The following is a 15,877-nucleotide window of genomic DNA, read 5'->3' as shown; positions in this document are numbered from 1 at the left end:
TCCCTTTTATCTTTTGTGTTGTTTGATTCTATTTTGTTTGTATTTCTTGTCTTTTTTCTTTAAAATAATTCCGGAAAGCGGAGGTAAATTTACACTGATCGATTTCTGATGTCCCATATACTCTTCATTAGAAATCGCAGCATTCACTCCACTTCCTGCATATCTTTCATCATCAGAATTAAAAATAATTTCCCAATGACTTGCTGCATTCACGCCAATTTTATAATCTAAAACTTTTGGAGTTAAATTTAAAACCACCATAAAAACATCATCTTTTCTTTTTCCTTTTCTTAAATAAATATAAACGGAATTTTCTATATCATCAGCCTGAACCCACTCAAAGCCGTGTATATCAAATTGGTTTTCGTAAAAAGCCGTTTCATTTGTGTAAATATGATTTAAATCTTTCACTAAAGTCTGCAAACCTTTATGTACAGGATATTCCAGCAAATGCCAATCCAGACTTTGTTTAAAATTCCATTCATTGGTCTGCCCGAATTCATCACCCATGAAAAGTAGTTTCGCTCCTGGATGCGTAAACATATAGACATACAATGCGCGTAGATTTGCAAATTTTTGCCACTCATCGCCCGGCATTTTGTAGATCAGACTTGCTTTTCCGTGTACGACTTCATCGTGCGATAAAGGCATCATATAATTTTCATTATACATATACATCGAAGCAAAAGTCAGTTTATGATGATGAAATTTTCTGATGGAAGGTTCTTCTTTAAAATAATCTAATGTATCATGCATCCAGCCCATCATCCATTTCATTCCGAAACCGACACCTCCGTCATGAACAGGCTTTGTCAGCATCGGAAAATCCGAGCTTTCCTCAGCAATTGTGATAATATTATCTCCAAATTCTTTATAAACAGCCGTATTAAAATCCTGCAGGAAAGTTTTTGCTTCAAGGTTTACATTTCCTCCGTAAATATTCGGTTCCCATTCTCCCTCATTTCGAGAATAATCGAGATGAAGCATTGAAGTTACTGCATCCACACGCAAACCATCTGCATGATAACGTTCCAGCCAAAACATGGCATTTGAAATTAAAAAAGATTTCACCTCACTTCTTCCATAATTGAAAATATATGATTTCCAATCGGGATGAAAACCTTTACGCGGATCTTCATGTTCGTACAAATAAGAACCATCGAATCTGTGCAAACCATTTGCATCACCTGGAAAATGTGAAGGAACCCAATCTAAAATTACGCCAATATCGTTTTTATGAAGTTCATCAATTAAAAACATCAAATCCTGCGGTGAACCAAAACGCGACGTCGCAGCATAAAATCCGGTGATCTGATAACCCCAACTCGGATCGTAAGGATATTCCATCACAGGCATGAATTCTACGTGGGTAAATCCCATTTCTTTCACATATGGAACCAGTTTTTGGGCTATATCACGATAATTCAAAAACTTTTTCGGATCATCTCCTTCTCTCACCCATGAAGCCAAATGAATCTCATACACCGAAATCGGAACGTTTAAACTATTTTTTTTCCAGCGGTTTTCCAGCCATTCTTTATCTCTCCATTCGTACCAGGTTGTAGAAACCATCGATGCAGCCTGAATATTTTGTTCCCAGCTTAACGCATAAGGATCACTTTTCTCTAAAATTTCTCCCCGAGGAGTTTCAATAGCATATTTATATAAAGTTCCCCACGTTAAACCTGCAATAAATCCTTCCCAAATCCCGGATTCGTCCCATCGTGGAAATAAAATATGATCTTTATCGTTCCAGTTATTAAAATTACCGATAACAGAAACTTTTTTTGCATTTGGAGCCCAAACCGAAAAGTAAACGCCTTTTACACCGTCTTTTTCTGCCGAATGCGCGCCAAACTTATCATATAGCTTATAGTGTTTACCTTCTTTAAAAAGGTAAATATCCTGATCCGTAAAAAGCGTATATGTTTTAACCGAATTCATCACGGTTTTGATTTAAATTATTATTTTCTCTGAAACTACAAAAAATATAAACAATAAGCATTAATTATTATTGAATTAAATATTATGTTAATCTCTTTCTATCACTTGATTCTATCAAATATAGAGCTTTTTAATCACAGATTAATGATTTTAAAAATAATTTAAAATAAAAAGATTTTTTATAAATTTAGCCTTTAAAATTTACTAAACACACAGATGAAGTTTGAACTTTACACAGAAGAAAGTGACGATAGACCTATTTACATCACAGGAAATTTCAATATTTGGAATCCGAAAGATTATAGCTACCAACTTAAACAGAAAGATCCTCAAAACTATTTTATCGAAATTGATGACCAGATTTTGCCTGATATTATCGAATATAAATTCACGAAAGGAGGTTGGGAAAACGTAGAACTGGATAAGTACGGAAATATTACCCCGAACAGAAAAGTTTCAAAATCTACAGGAAAAACTTCTGACACTGTCCAAAAATGGAGATTTAATTGGGGACCTTTTAAAGACGAATACTATCCGATTGCAGAGATTATTTCGGAAGAATTTTACATTCCTCAACTCGACCGCTACAGAAAAGTCTGGGCGCTTTTGCCTTACGACTATTATGTTTCCAACAAAAGTTATCCGGTTCTGTATCTTCAGGATGCACAGAATTTATTCAATGAAGGAAGCGGATACGGAAATTGGGAAATCGACAAAAAGCTTTCGATTCTTGCAGAATATGGACGTGGTGATGTCATAATTATTGCTGTAGAACATGGAAGCGAGGAAAGAATCAAGGAATATATCTTTGATAACGACAATGTAGCCAATGGTTCTGAAGGAAAGAAATACATTCGTTTTATTACAGACACGTTAAAACCTTATGTTGATCAAACGTATCGAACAAAAAAAGATCGCGACAATACAGGAATCGGAGGAAGCTCTTTAGGTGCTTTGATAAGTATTTACAGTGGTTTTCTTTATCCTGAGGTTTATTCAAAATTATTAATTTTCTCTCCGTCACTTTGGGTTGAGCCGAATAATAATTTTCCGATGATGAATTTCAGAATTCCTTTTAAAACAAAAATTTACCTTTACGGAGGCGGTCAGGAAGGCTCGAAAATGGTAAAAAGAATTTACCTTTTTGAAGAATACTTAAAACGTTGGGAAAAGAAAAATTTATTTGATTTTGAATTTAAAACCAATATCAATCCGGAAGGAACACACAGTGAATTTTACTGGTCGCAGGAATTCCCGAGAGCGATCGAATGGCTATATTACAATAATACAGAGAATCCTGTAGAAGTTAAGCCTCAACAACAAAGCATTAAAAATTAAATTATGAAGTTAATCAACAAAAAAAATAAAAACTACACTCAGGTCTTTCACATTTTCACTGAAGAAGACTGGGCGAAAACGAGTAAAAATTTCAATAAAAATATTTCCACTTTCTTTACAGGCAAGAAGCATGAGATTTTTGTAAATGCTCATGAAGAAGGAATTACCTATTTTATCGGTTTAGGAAAATCCACATTACAAAATTTCGAAATCCAACAGGTTGCGATAAAGTTTTCCCAAACTCAAAAAGGTAAATTACAGGCGGCTCCAACGTTGGTTTTAGCTGATTTCATGACCGAAAAACAGTTCGAGGAATTCACAAAAGGGCTTTTAATCGGAACATATAATTATCCTTTCGAAAAAAATCATGCGTTTTGGAGCACCAAATTTGAGCTTCATTTCGAAAATCTAAGTCAGAAAAAACTAGACAACATCAATCAAAAAGCTGAAGCATTAAGCAACGGACAAATCGCTTGTCAGGAATGGCTGAACAAACCTGCCAATCTTAAAAAACCTGACACTTTAAGTTTACATTTGAAGAATCTGGCTAAAAAATATGATTTAAAATACACTTCTTTCAACAGAAAAAAATGTGAAGAACTTGGTTTGGGAGCTTATCTTTCAGTGAATCAAGGAAGTGCTTACGATGCAGCTTTTACAATTTTAGAATATAAAACCACTGTAAAAAACGCAAAAACTTTCGGATTGGTTGGAAAATGCGTACTATTCGATACAGGCGGAATTTCTTTGAAAAACCCTGATAATATGCACTATATGAAATCGGATATGGGTGGTGCAACAGCCGTTTTGGGAACTTTAATTTATGCTGCAGAAATGCAGCTTCCTGTAAATATCGTCGCGATCTTACCTATCACAGATAATGCAATTTCAGAAAATGCTTTCCTTCCAAGTGATGTTATTACAGCTTATAATGGAAAAACAATTGAAGTTCTGAACACTGACGCGGAAGGAAGAATGATTTTGGCAGATGGTCTTTCTTATATGGCTAAAAATTTCAAAACAGACTTTTTGATCGATCTTGCGACACTTACAGGAAGTTCTGTGAGAATGTTTGGTGATACTTGCGGAGCAATGTTTTCCAATAATGAAGAATTGAAAAATCTTTTGATAAAAACGGGTGACAAAACCAATCAGAGACTTTGGAATTTACCATTGTGGGACGTTTGGAAAGATGATATTCAATCTGATGTGGCAGATCTAAAGAATATTTCCATGAAACCGATTGGAGACTGTATTGTTGCTGCAAAATTTTTAGAGGAATTCATTGAAAATCATCCTAAATGGGCGCATCTTGATATTGCAGGAGTAGCATTCGGAAATGTCGGTTATGCAAAAGAAAAAGCTGCGACCGGATTTGGAGTACAATTATTGGCAGATTTAATCGAAAATTATCACTAAAAATTAGTTTATTACAAAAATTCTCTGTATAATTGGTAAAGGATTTCCAAAAGCGCATTATATTTTAATTTTTAACATTAAATAATTAACAAAAAATCGTTTTTATTTTTGAAAATCCATCAAAAACTAAAAAACATTGTATGGAGGAGAAAACAATAGTATGTATTTCGTGCTATTACAAGGGGTATGATTTCATGGACGAAATGAAAAGCCTCGGTAATAAAATAATCTTAGTAACTTCAGAAAATCTTAAGGACAAAAACTGGCCATGGCATGCTATAGATGAGGTATTTTATATGCCTGAAATAAAACCGTCGGTTTGGAATATGGATCATCTGGTTCAGGGCTTTTCACATTTAATGCAGACCAGAAAAGTTGACGCTGTAATTGCTTTAGACGATTACGACGTGGAAAAAGCTGCCCTTATCAGAGAAACGTTCCGAATTCCTGGAATGGGACAAACGACACACAGATATTTCAGAGATAAACTGGCAATGCGTCAAAAAGCAAAAGATTCGGGAATAAATGTACCTGAATTCACTGCGGTTTTTAATAATGATGAGGTTAATCGTTTTGTTGATAAAGTTCCCGCTCCATGGGTTCTGAAACCCCGTTCGGAAGCATCAGCTTCGGGAATCAAAAAACTAAGCTCTAAAGAAGATCTTTGGGAAGCACTCAATAATCTTGGTGAAGAACGCCATTTGTTCTTACTGGAAAGTTTCAAACCGGGAGATGTTTATCATGTTGACAGTCTTACTTTTAATAAAGAAATTGTTTTTACTTCTGCTTCAAAATATTTAGCACCTCCGATGCAGGTTTCACATGAAGGCGGAGTTTTCAGAACGAAAACTCTGGGAAGATATTCGGATGAATTTCAAGCTCTTGATCAAGTCAATGCAAAAGTTCTTTCCAATTTTGGATTGATGAACGGTGCAACTCATACGGAATTTATCAGAAGCAAAGACGACGGAAAATATTACTTCCTTGAAACCTCTTCAAGAGTCGGAGGAGCACATATTCCCGATCTGGTGGAAGCTTCAAGCAATATTAACATCTGGAGAGAATGGGCGAAGATTGAAGATGCTTTGTTGAGAGGAAAAACTTATGAAGTTTCAAAACCGACAGGATATTATTCCGGATTGATTGTAGCTTTAATTAAAGACAAAGAGCCGGATTACAATCAATTCGAATGTGAAGAAGCCGTAAAGTTTTTACCGATTGATTATCACGTAGGAATTGTTTATAAATCGAAGGATTCTACTGTTGTCCAGGAAAGACTGGATAAGGCTGCAGAAAAAATTCACGCAGAGATGTTGAATATTCTTCCTCCGAAAAGCAAGCCGACTTCATAATTTTTTAATAAACAGAAATATTATTCTTCAATAAATTATTGATTTTATAAAATTTAGTTTACCTAAAAAAGCAACTCGCCAGAATTGAATTTATTACATTTAATAACTTCAATCATCTAATTTTTAAACCCAAATAAGAAAAAAATGCCACAGATAGAGCATACAGATTATTACTCACATATTTTAGGAACAAGCCTTAGAGTGGAAGTTACAGGACATTATGGGCATCCGATCATCATGTTTCCAACTTCACAAGGTCTTTATACTCAAAACCATGATTTCCATTTGAATGGAAGCATCAATTGGTTTATAGAACAGGGAAAAGTTAAACTTTACAATATTCAGACAATTGATGCCTGGAGTTTTTATGATGAAAAAATTTCGCCACAGCAAAGAATTAAAAATTATGAAAGATATGTTCAGTTTTTGATTCAGGAATTTATTCCTTACATCCAAAAGATCCACAAAGTGCATCGTGTTGCGATTGCGGGAGCAAGTTTTGGTGGCTATCATGCAGCAAATTTTGCATTTAGATTTCCAGATGTAATTTCACATTTATTCTGTCTTTCGGGTGCTTTCAGTATCAGAAATTTCATGGACGGATATTCTGACGATCTTGTGTATTACAATTGTCCGAGAGAATTTGTGAAAAATGACGAAGCATGGAAGTACAAACACATGCACATTGTTTTGAGCACTTCCGACCAAGATATTTGCAAGGATAAAAATGTAGAAATGGCAGAAATTTTAAGGGCAAAAGGAATTGATTTCTGGTATGACGAAAGAAAATGGATCAATCATGACTGGCCGCTTTGGAGAATGGTTTTTCCAACATTTATAGGGGCTTTCTTTTCTTAAATTTAATTAAAACTAAAATATTAATACAAAACATTAAAAAAATACAACTATGGCTAAAAAAGTAGGGATTCTATTCGGTATGGAAGATACATTTCCTTGGGCATTTATCGATAAAGTAAACGAATTGGGAGGTGGAGACATCATCGCTGAAGCTGTAAATATCGACAAACTGGAACAAGGTGCAGATTATGGATATGCCGTAATTATCGACAGAATTTCGCAGGATGTTCCTTTTTACAGAGCTTATCTTAAAAACGCGGCTTTAAACGGAACTTATGTAATCAACAATCCTTTTTGGTGGAGTGCGGATGAAAAGTTTTTCAATAATGCTTTAATGTCAAAATTGGGAATTCCTCTTCCAAAAACTGTTTTGCTTCCATCACATGAAAGACCGACAGATACTACAGAAACATCTTTCAGGAATTTAAAATTTCCCCATGATTGGGAATATATTTTTGAATATGTTGGCTTCCCCGCTTATATGAAACCTCATGACGGAGGTGGATGGAAAAGCGTCTACAGAGTAGAAAATCCGGAAGATCTTTGGAATAAATTGAGCGAAACTGAGCAATTGGTAATGATGGTTCAGGAAGAAATTGTTTTTGACGATTATTACCGAGTGTATTGTTTAGGACAAAAATATGTTCACATTATGCCTTATGAGCCGAGAAATGCACATCATCTGAGATACGCAACAACACATCAGACTCAAGGTGAAGAATTGGAAAAATTATTGAAAACAATTCATGATTATACAATTAAAATGAATGAAGCTCTTGGATACGATTTCAACACCGTTGAATTTGCAATAAGAGACGGAATTCCTTATGCGATCGACTTCTGTAATCCGGCTCCGGACGCAGACAGAAATTCTGTAGGAGAAGAAAATTTTGCTTGGATTGTAGAACATGCTGCAAAATTAGCTATCGAAAAAGCGAAAGAATATGTTCCTGGAAAACAAAATATTTCTTGGGGAACCTTCGTAAAAGATTCTGTAAAATAACTTTAGAAAAATAAAAAAGCACGAAAAAAAATGCATCAATTTACTATTGGAATCGAAGAAGAATATCAAATCATTGATGTTGAAAGCAGAGATCTGATCTCTCATGTTTCGAAAATTATTGAAGGCGGAAAAGCTGTTTTAAGTGAAAATTTAAAGCACGAAATGCATGAATCCATGATCGAAATGGAAACAGGAATCTGCCAGAACATTCAGGAAGCTAAAGCGGAATTAACCAATCTGAGAAGACACCTTATAAAAACAGCTCACGAGCAGAACCTTCGCGTTTCCGGTGGCGGAACACATCCTTTTTCAAACTGGGAACACAATACGATTACGGATGGTGAACGTTACAACAAAATCGTAGATGACATGGGTGATGTTGCGCGTGGAAATTTAATTTTTGGATTACACGTACACATCGGGATCCCCAATCGTGAAGAAGGAGTAAGAATTCAGAATGTGATGAGATATTTTCTTCCTCACGTTTATGCACTATCTACGAATTCGCCTTTCTGGATTGGTAGAAATACCGGTTTTAAATCTTACAGACAGGAAATTTTTGTAAAATTTCCAAGAACTGGGATTCCTAGTTTCTTTAATTCTTTGGCGGAATTCGACAGCTATGTTGATCTTTTAGTTAAGACTGGAACAATTGACAATGCCAAGAAAATCTGGTGGGATCTAAGAGTTCACCCGTTCTATCCTACCATAGAGTTTAGAATTTGCGATATGCCTTTAAGAATAGAGGAAACGGTTTGCCTTGCAGCAATTATGCAGGCTTTGGTTGCAAAAATCTACAAACTGCATCAGCAGAATTTAAGTTTCAGAAGCTACAGAAGATTATTATTAAATGAAAATAAATGGAGAGCTTCTAAAAGCGGAATTGAAGCTCATTTGATCGATTTTGGTAAAGAAGAATCAGTTCCTTATCCTGATCTTTTAAAAGAACTTTTAGAATTTATCGATGATGTTGTAGACGAATTAGGATGCAGAGAAGAAGTTGAATATGCATGGAAGATTTTAGAGAACGGAACCGGTGCAGACAGACAACTTCAGATCTATAAAGAAACGGGAGATTTGACGAAAGTTGTTGATTATATGATCTCAGAAACAGAGTATGGCATAACACATGGTGAAACTGCTTCATAATATTTTTGGTAACTTTGCAAAAAATATAATGTAGTATGAAGGATATTCGAATTGCTCTGCTGGACATGAACAACAATCATGTAAACCAAGGATTTAGAAACATAAAAGAAATTTCTGAAGCGTTTCAGCAAAGTACAGAAGAAAATGTAAGTATTAAAACATTCGATGTAAGATTCAAAAATGAAATTCCAAATATTGAAGATTTCGACATATTTATTTCTTCGGGAGGTCCCGGAGATCCGCACAGAGAAGGCCTTGAGTGGGAGGATAAATTTGCTAAGTTTTTGGATGATGTTTTTGAGCATAATAAATTCAATGACGATAAAAAATATTTGTTTTTAATATGTCACTCTTTTCAATTGGCTAGTATTCATTGGGAACTAGGCACTATTAATAAAAGAAAATCGTATTCTTTTGGAGTAATGCCGGTTCACAAAACAGAAGAAGGCGAAAAAGAATTTTTATTTAAAAATCTTCCAGATCCTTTTTATGCTGTTGATTCGAGAGCATTCCAGTTTATTGAGCCCAACCATGAGCGTTTTGAAGAATTAGGAATGAAAATCGTTGCGATTGAAAAATTCCGTCCTCATATTAATTTGGAAAGAGCAATTATGGCGATTCGTTTTTCGGAAGAGATCTTTGGAACACAATTCCATCCTGAAGCTAATCCTGCAGGCATGATTGAAAATCTGAAAGACGAAAAGAACAAAGAAGCCATGATAGAAAATTATGGTATGGAAAAATACCTTGAGACCGTTGACAGAATGGATGATGAAGACAAAATCATTTTGACACAGGCTCAGATTCTTCCAAGATTTTTAGACTTAGCAAAAAAAAACGTTTTGAAGCAAGCTAAAATAATGGCTTAAAAATTTAAAAATCAAATAATTAATATAAAAATCGGGCAAAAATTGTCCGATTTTTTAAATCACAAAAAAGAAAAAGAATATGATTCCAAAATATAGAAAGCAATTCAATCAGGAATTTTCACAGGAAAAATACGAACAATTTAAAGAGATTTTAAAACAAAAAAGCGGTTTGGAACCTGCATTCAGAATTTCTGAAAGTCCTTTATTTTTAACCAAAAAATTTGAATCTAAATTAATTGACGCCAGCGAAAGTATTATTGATCAGATTAAAAATTTACCTGACGAAACATTGCAGAAAGCTATTCCAGATAATTGCAGAGTTCCTAATGATACGAAACAACCACATTTTTTCACCATAGATTTTGGAATCTGCAAAAGTGAAAACGGAGAAATCGAACCGCAATTAATTGAACTTCAAGCCTTCCCTTCTCTCTATGCTTTCCAAAAAGTTTTTGAAGATACATTTTGTGAGGTTTATCCTTTTCTTTCGGAAATTAAAAATAAAATGCCTCATGAAGAATTTAAAAATTACATGAAGGATTTAATTCTTGGCAATGAAAATCCTGAAAATGTTATTCTTCTTGAAATTTATCCTGAAAAGCAAAAAACAGCCATTGACTTTGTTTTGACTGAAAAATTATTAGGAATAAAAACGGTTTGTTTAACAAAATTAAAAAAAGAAGGTAAAAAATTATTCTACGAAAACGACGGAAAATTAACTGAAATTAAAAGAATTTATAACCGCGTTATCTTTGATGAATTAGACAGAATTCCTGATCTTAAAACTGAGTTCGATTTCCGTGAAGATATTGATGTAACTTGGGTTACTCATCCGAATTGGTTTTTTAAAGTTTCTAAATTTTTACTGCCGCTTTTACAACATCAATTTGTTCCGAAAAGTTATTTTTTACATGAATTCCCGGAAAGTGAAAACCTGGAGAATTTTGTTTTAAAACCTTTATTTTCTTTTGCCGGAAGTGGAGTTAATTTGAATCCAACAAAAGAAATTACAGACGCTATTGAAGATAAAGAGGATTATATTTTACAAAGAAAAGTAACTTATGAGCCGGTTTTCCAAGATATCAACGGTGAATTTTCAAAAGCGGAGATCAGATTATTGTATATTTGGCGCGAAAATGACGAACGTCCTATCCTACTTGAAAATCTTGGAAGAATGACAAAAGCCGCAATGGTAAATGTGGATTTTAACAAGAAAGACGCAATTTGGATTGGCAGTTCTAACGCTTTTTTTGCAGAGGAATAATTTATAAAGGTATTGTTGCTTATGGACTTTGGTTTGAGCAAAAATGGGCTCCACAAGCCGCGATTATTGATGCAATCATTGGTATTGTAGTTTGTATTATTATGATGGCAGTTATTCCGTTTACGGTTTCAAATATCAGCTTTACTGTAAGATTAGAATTGATTCCTTTATATTTTTATCTTCTTAAAATGCAGAAAATAAAGACAACTTGGGAAAATATTTAATGATAAAAACCTTCGGAAATTCGAAGGTTCTTTTATTGTATATATGAATAAATTATTTGTTGAGGAAATTTAAATCCATGAAGAAAATTCCACTTTTTTTATTTTTAATAATTTCAATTGGTATCCATTCACAAAAGATTCCAGCTATAAAATTCGTCGTTGAAAAAGGAAAATTTATTTTCGATAAAAATGATTTCTTAAGACTCAAAAAAGAAACCGATGAAGCAAAAAAATCATTGAAAAAAAGTGATAGTTTACAAAAATTGTATCCTTCTAACAACTCTACCTATATTGATGACAGAATACTTTATCACGCGAGATTCAATTATTCAGGATCTAAACACTGGACATCATTATTAACTGATGAGATCAACCTTTCTGAAAACTCCAAAAAAGGAGAAAACACTTTCTGTATAATTATTGATAAAACCGGAAAGCCCATAAAATTTTACGCTGACAAAATCACAGATAAAGTTTTATACAAACAAGTTGAGGAAATTTTTAAAACAGATAAGTTTAAGAATTGGGAACCTGCTGACTTCTATGGAATCAAGGTTGAGTATATTTTTAAGTTTAAGTTGATAATTGATGATGATTTTACAAATTATGATCTGAAAAATAAATGGGCAAGAGAAACAGATACCAATCTCGTTGATTTTGGAGGAATATAGTTTCGGCGGCATCTTCGATGCCGCCGAAACTTTTAAATATTATTGAATCTTATCATCCTCAAGCAATTCTCTCGCCTGATATTCCTGAACGAGATCAATAGCATTAGAAATAACATCACTTAACGCTGTGATAAAAGTCCCTTCTTCAGCCATTCCCATTGCGTGTTTCAGGGCATCAATTTCTTTAGGAATCGTTTCATAGCTTACATCTCTTCCGGAATTCTGCATTCCTTCGATAATCAATCCGTTGATCTCTTCTTCAGTTCTTCCACGAAGATGTTTTTCGTTTCGGATAATAATATGATCGAACATTCTTCCGGCGATTTTTCCACATTCTCTGATATCATTATCTCTTCTGTCTCCAACACCTGAAATAATACCGATTTTCTTTGTAGACTCTACATTTTTAAGATAATCTTCAATTGCTTCATATCCTGAAGGATTGTGGGCAAAATCAATTAAAACTTTAAAATTTTTAAATTTAAAAACATTCAGTCTTCCCGGAGTAAGTTGTGCACTTGGAAGAAAAGTTCTCAATGAATTTGAAATATCTTCAATTCCAAAACCTTGAAGATAACTTGCCAAACTCGCCGCCAAAACATTTTCAATCATGAATTTTGCTTTACCTTCCATTGTGATCGGGAAATCTTTTGCTTTACCGATTCTTATCTTCCAGTCACCTTTTTTAATAGTTACAAAACCTTCCTCATAAACGCAGGTAACTTTTCCTTCTTTCGCGAATTTCTTGATGTGCTTATTATTTTCATCCATACTGAAAATCGCCACATTACAATGAAGGTCATTGACAATTCGCATAGAATACTCGTCATCAGCATTCATAACGCTCCATCCGTTCTTTTTTACACTGTCAAGAACTACCCTTTTTACTTTAGTAAGGTCTTTTAAATTGTGAATATCATTTAATCCTAAATGATCTTCTTTAATATTGGTCAAAACCCCGATATCACATTGAGAAAACCCTAATCCTGAACGTAAAATTCCGCCTCTTGCTGTCTCCAAAACGGCAAATTCTACAGTTGGATCTTTTAATATAAATTCCGCTGAAAGAGGTCCCGTTGTATCTCCTTTTGTCAGCATTGTATTTTGGATGTAAATTCCGTCAGAAGTGGTGAAACCAACTCTGTATCCATTACTTTTAACGATATGAGAAATCAATCTTGTTGTCGTTGTTTTTCCGTTTGTTCCGGTAACAGCAATAATCGGAATTGTAAAAGGTTTCCCTTGAGGATACAACATATCTACAACCGGAGCAGCAACGTTTCTTGGAAGTCCTTCACTCGGAGCCAAATGCATTCTGAAACCGGGAGCTGCATTCACTTCAATAATAGCTCCACCGCTTTCTTTCAAAGGTTGAGTAAGATTTTCAGCCATAATATCAATTCCGCAAACATCAAGACCGATGATTTTTGAAATTCTTTCTGCCATTGTGATATTTTCCGGATGAACCATATCTGTAACATCAATCGAAGTTCCCCCTGTAGAAAGGTTTGCTGTTGATTTAAGATAAACAATTTCTCCCTTATGAGGAACGGTTTCAAGCGTATAATGAAGTTTTTCAAGAAGTTCTGTCGTGTCTTTATCTACTTCAATTTCAGTTAAGACATTTTCATGACCATAGCCTCTTCTCGGATCTTTATTTTCTTTCTCAATTAATTGCTGAAGATTATGTTCCCCGTCTCCTACAACGTGAGCAGGAACTCTTCTCGCAGCAGCAACCATTTTATTATTAATCACCAAAACTCTGAAATCATAACCCGTAATATATTTTTCAACAATTACTTTTCTTGAGTATTTCTGAGCATGTTCAAGACCTATTTTTGCAGCTTCCCAATCGTTCACATTAATTGATGAACCTTTTCCGTGATTTCCATCCAAAGGTTTGATAACGACAGGATAATTTATTTTTCTGATTACGCTGTTCAGGCCTTCTTCATCAACGATCAAATCTCCTATGGGAACAGGGATTGCAGCATCATGAAGCATTCTTTTCGTTAATTCTTTATTACATGCAATATCAACAGCAATTGAACTTGTTTTACCTGTAATTGTAGCCTGAAATCTCTGTTGATTAACCCCATAACCAAGCTGTACCAAAGAATTTGTACCCAAACGAATCCACGGAATTCTTCTGGAAACCGCTTCTTCCACGATACTTCCCGTAGAAGGACCAAGACGTACTCTTTCTCTGATTTCTTTTAATCTGTGGACACAGGCATTTATATCATAATCTGTTCCGTCAATTAATGATTGTCCAATTTTTACGGCTTCTTCAGCAGCGTAAATTCCTGCATTTTCTTCAATATAATCAAAAACAACATTATAAATTCCGGGAGTTTTGGTTTCGCGTGTTCGTCCAAAACCAGTATCCATTCCGGCTAAGGTTTGAATTTCCAAAGCGATATGTTCGATGACGTGTCCCATCCATGTTCCTGTTTCCACACGGTGAAAAAAACCGCCTTCTACACCTTCAGAACATCTATGAGTGTATAAAGAAGGAATGAGTCTTTCTATCCTTTCTCTGAAACCATCGATCTTATTGGTAGGGAAATTTTCCATTTCTTCAAGATCCAACCTCATCTGTATCAGCTTCTTTCTTCTGATGCTCCAAATGTTTGGGCCACGCAATGCCTGTATCTTCTCAATTTTCATAGTCTATTTGCATTTTTAATAGTTAACAATAACTTCATTTAAAATCAAAGATAATGCAAAACCCTAAACGAAACTATACCACAGTTCAACATTTATTAAAAAATAAAGAAATTTTATCAACAATTCTAAAATACTCACAGTCAATTAAAATGTGGTAGGAATTTCGTCAAATGTTAATTATTTTTTAAATTTGCAGTCTATGATGAAACCAGTTGGAAAATTAATTGTTATCGGAGGTGCTGTAAACAAAGGTAGTTTTGCTGAAACCGATTTTGACCAGAATATAGAAAAAAACCTAAACTTTTTTGAAAGAGGCATTCTTCGAAAGATCATTAACGAATCTAAACTTAAGGAAGATTCTGTTATTGAAATTATTACGACAGCCTCTCAAATACCGCAGATTGTAGGTTCAGAATATAAAAAAGCATTTGAATTTTTAGGTGCCAGAAACGTAAATATACTTGATATTCACAACCGTGAAGAAGCCAATTCTGATGCTATTGTCGCAAGAGCAAACGCAGCAGACGTCGTTATGTTTACAGGTGGAGATCAGCTGAGACTAACCTCAATTCTTGGAGGAACAAGATTTCACGATACGATTTTATTAAAATATCAGGAGCAGGATTTCGTCTATTCCGGAACTTCTGCAGGAGCTGCAGCTGCATCTGAAAATATGATCTATCAAGGAAGTAGTTCGGAATCTCTTTTGAAGGGTGAAATTAAAACTACTCAAGGTTTAGGATTGATTGATAATGTAATTATCGATACGCATTTCGTACAGAGAGGAAGAATCGGAAGACTTTTTCAGGCTGTTGTAAACAATCCGAGAACGTTGGGAATCGGTTTAGGAGAAGATACCGGACTTTTTATTCATAATGATGTGATGACTGCCGTTGGTTCTGGACTAGTAATTTTGGTTGACGGAAGGTTTATTAAAGATACCAATCTTACGAATATCAATCTTGGAGAACCTATTTCTATTGATAATTTAACAGTTCATGTAATGTCGATGAATGATCATTATGATTTGACGACAAAAACTTTAACGATCGAAAATTCTCAGTTTAATCCAATTCCACAAGATAAATAAATTATAAATGATGGATGATAATTAAT

General features: G+C 34.4%; 13 protein-coding genes. 11 read left to right on the top strand and 2 right to left on the bottom strand.

Annotated features, from left to right (window positions below):
* Positions 1–6: 6 nt before the first annotated feature.
* Complete coding sequence (gene glgB, locus ABD940_RS20775; RefSeq protein WP_345208107.1) at positions 7–1,944, bottom strand: 1,4-alpha-glucan branching protein GlgB; 1,938 nt, start codon at positions 1,942–1,944, stop codon at positions 7–9.
* 216 nt (positions 1,945–2,160) lie between these two features.
* Here glgB and ABD940_RS20770 point away from each other — a divergent pair, with 216 nt between their 5' ends.
* The 10 genes from ABD940_RS20770 (at position 2,161) to ABD940_RS20725 (ending at position 12,091) form a co-directional block, all read left to right on the top strand.
* On the top strand, positions 2,161–3,282 hold the full coding sequence (locus ABD940_RS20770) for an alpha/beta hydrolase (RefSeq protein WP_345208105.1): 1,122 nt from the start codon (positions 2,161–2,163) through the stop codon (positions 3,280–3,282).
* A 3-nt stretch (positions 3,283–3,285) separates the two neighbouring features.
* Positions 3,286–4,701, top strand: coding sequence for a leucyl aminopeptidase family protein (locus ABD940_RS20765; RefSeq protein ID WP_345208103.1), 1,416 nt, complete (start codon positions 3,286–3,288; stop codon positions 4,699–4,701).
* Between the two features lie 140 nt (positions 4,702–4,841).
* Positions 4,842–6,053, top strand: coding sequence for an ATP-grasp domain-containing protein (locus ABD940_RS20760; RefSeq protein WP_345208101.1), 1,212 nt, complete (start codon positions 4,842–4,844; stop codon positions 6,051–6,053).
* Between the two features lie 144 nt (positions 6,054–6,197).
* The gene (locus ABD940_RS20755) at positions 6,198–6,911 is read left to right on the top strand and encodes an alpha/beta hydrolase-fold protein (protein ID WP_345208099.1); all 714 of its coding nucleotides are present in this window, start codon (positions 6,198–6,200) and stop codon (positions 6,909–6,911) included.
* 49 nt (positions 6,912–6,960) lie between these two features.
* Positions 6,961–7,914, top strand: coding sequence for an ATP-grasp domain-containing protein (locus ABD940_RS20750; RefSeq protein ID WP_345208097.1), 954 nt, complete (start codon positions 6,961–6,963; stop codon positions 7,912–7,914).
* Between the two features lie 30 nt (positions 7,915–7,944).
* Positions 7,945–9,063 (top strand): carboxylate-amine ligase, encoded by a 1,119-nt coding sequence (locus ABD940_RS20745; RefSeq protein WP_345208095.1) that lies wholly within the window; start codon positions 7,945–7,947, stop codon positions 9,061–9,063.
* Between the two features lie 35 nt (positions 9,064–9,098).
* Complete coding sequence (locus tag ABD940_RS20740; RefSeq protein ID WP_345208093.1) at positions 9,099–9,932, top strand: type 1 glutamine amidotransferase; 834 nt, start codon at positions 9,099–9,101, stop codon at positions 9,930–9,932.
* 79 nt (positions 9,933–10,011) lie between these two features.
* Positions 10,012–11,196 (top strand): hypothetical protein, encoded by a 1,185-nt coding sequence (locus ABD940_RS20735; RefSeq protein WP_345208091.1) that lies wholly within the window; start codon positions 10,012–10,014, stop codon positions 11,194–11,196.
* A gap of 101 nt (positions 11,197–11,297) precedes the next feature.
* On the top strand, positions 11,298–11,420 hold the full coding sequence (locus ABD940_RS20730; protein ID WP_345208089.1) for a hypothetical protein: 123 nt from the start codon (positions 11,298–11,300) through the stop codon (positions 11,418–11,420).
* Positions 11,421–11,497: 77 nt separating this feature from the next.
* Entirely contained in the window at positions 11,498–12,091 is a 594-nt protein-coding gene (locus tag ABD940_RS20725) for a hypothetical protein (RefSeq protein ID WP_345208088.1), read from the top strand.
* A 39-nt stretch (positions 12,092–12,130) separates the two neighbouring features.
* On the opposite strand, the gene cphA is transcribed toward ABD940_RS20725, so the two are convergent.
* Positions 12,131–14,761 (bottom strand): cyanophycin synthetase, encoded by a 2,631-nt coding sequence (cphA, locus tag ABD940_RS20720; RefSeq protein WP_345208087.1) that lies wholly within the window; start codon positions 14,759–14,761, stop codon positions 12,131–12,133.
* A 202-nt stretch (positions 14,762–14,963) separates the two neighbouring features.
* Here cphA and ABD940_RS20715 point away from each other — a divergent pair, with 202 nt between their 5' ends.
* Positions 14,964–15,851: a cyanophycinase gene (locus ABD940_RS20715; RefSeq protein WP_345208272.1), complete on the top strand. Its 888-nt coding sequence runs from the start codon at positions 14,964–14,966 to the stop codon at positions 15,849–15,851.
* Positions 15,852–15,877: the final 26 nt, after the last annotated feature.

The sequence above is a fragment of the Chryseobacterium ginsengisoli genome, assembly GCF_039542325.1.
In the GTDB taxonomy this organism is placed as follows: domain Bacteria; phylum Bacteroidota; class Bacteroidia; order Flavobacteriales; family Weeksellaceae; genus Chryseobacterium; species Chryseobacterium ginsengisoli.
Note: the sequence above shows the minus strand (reverse complement) of the source record. Positions and strands in the feature narration are given on the sequence as shown.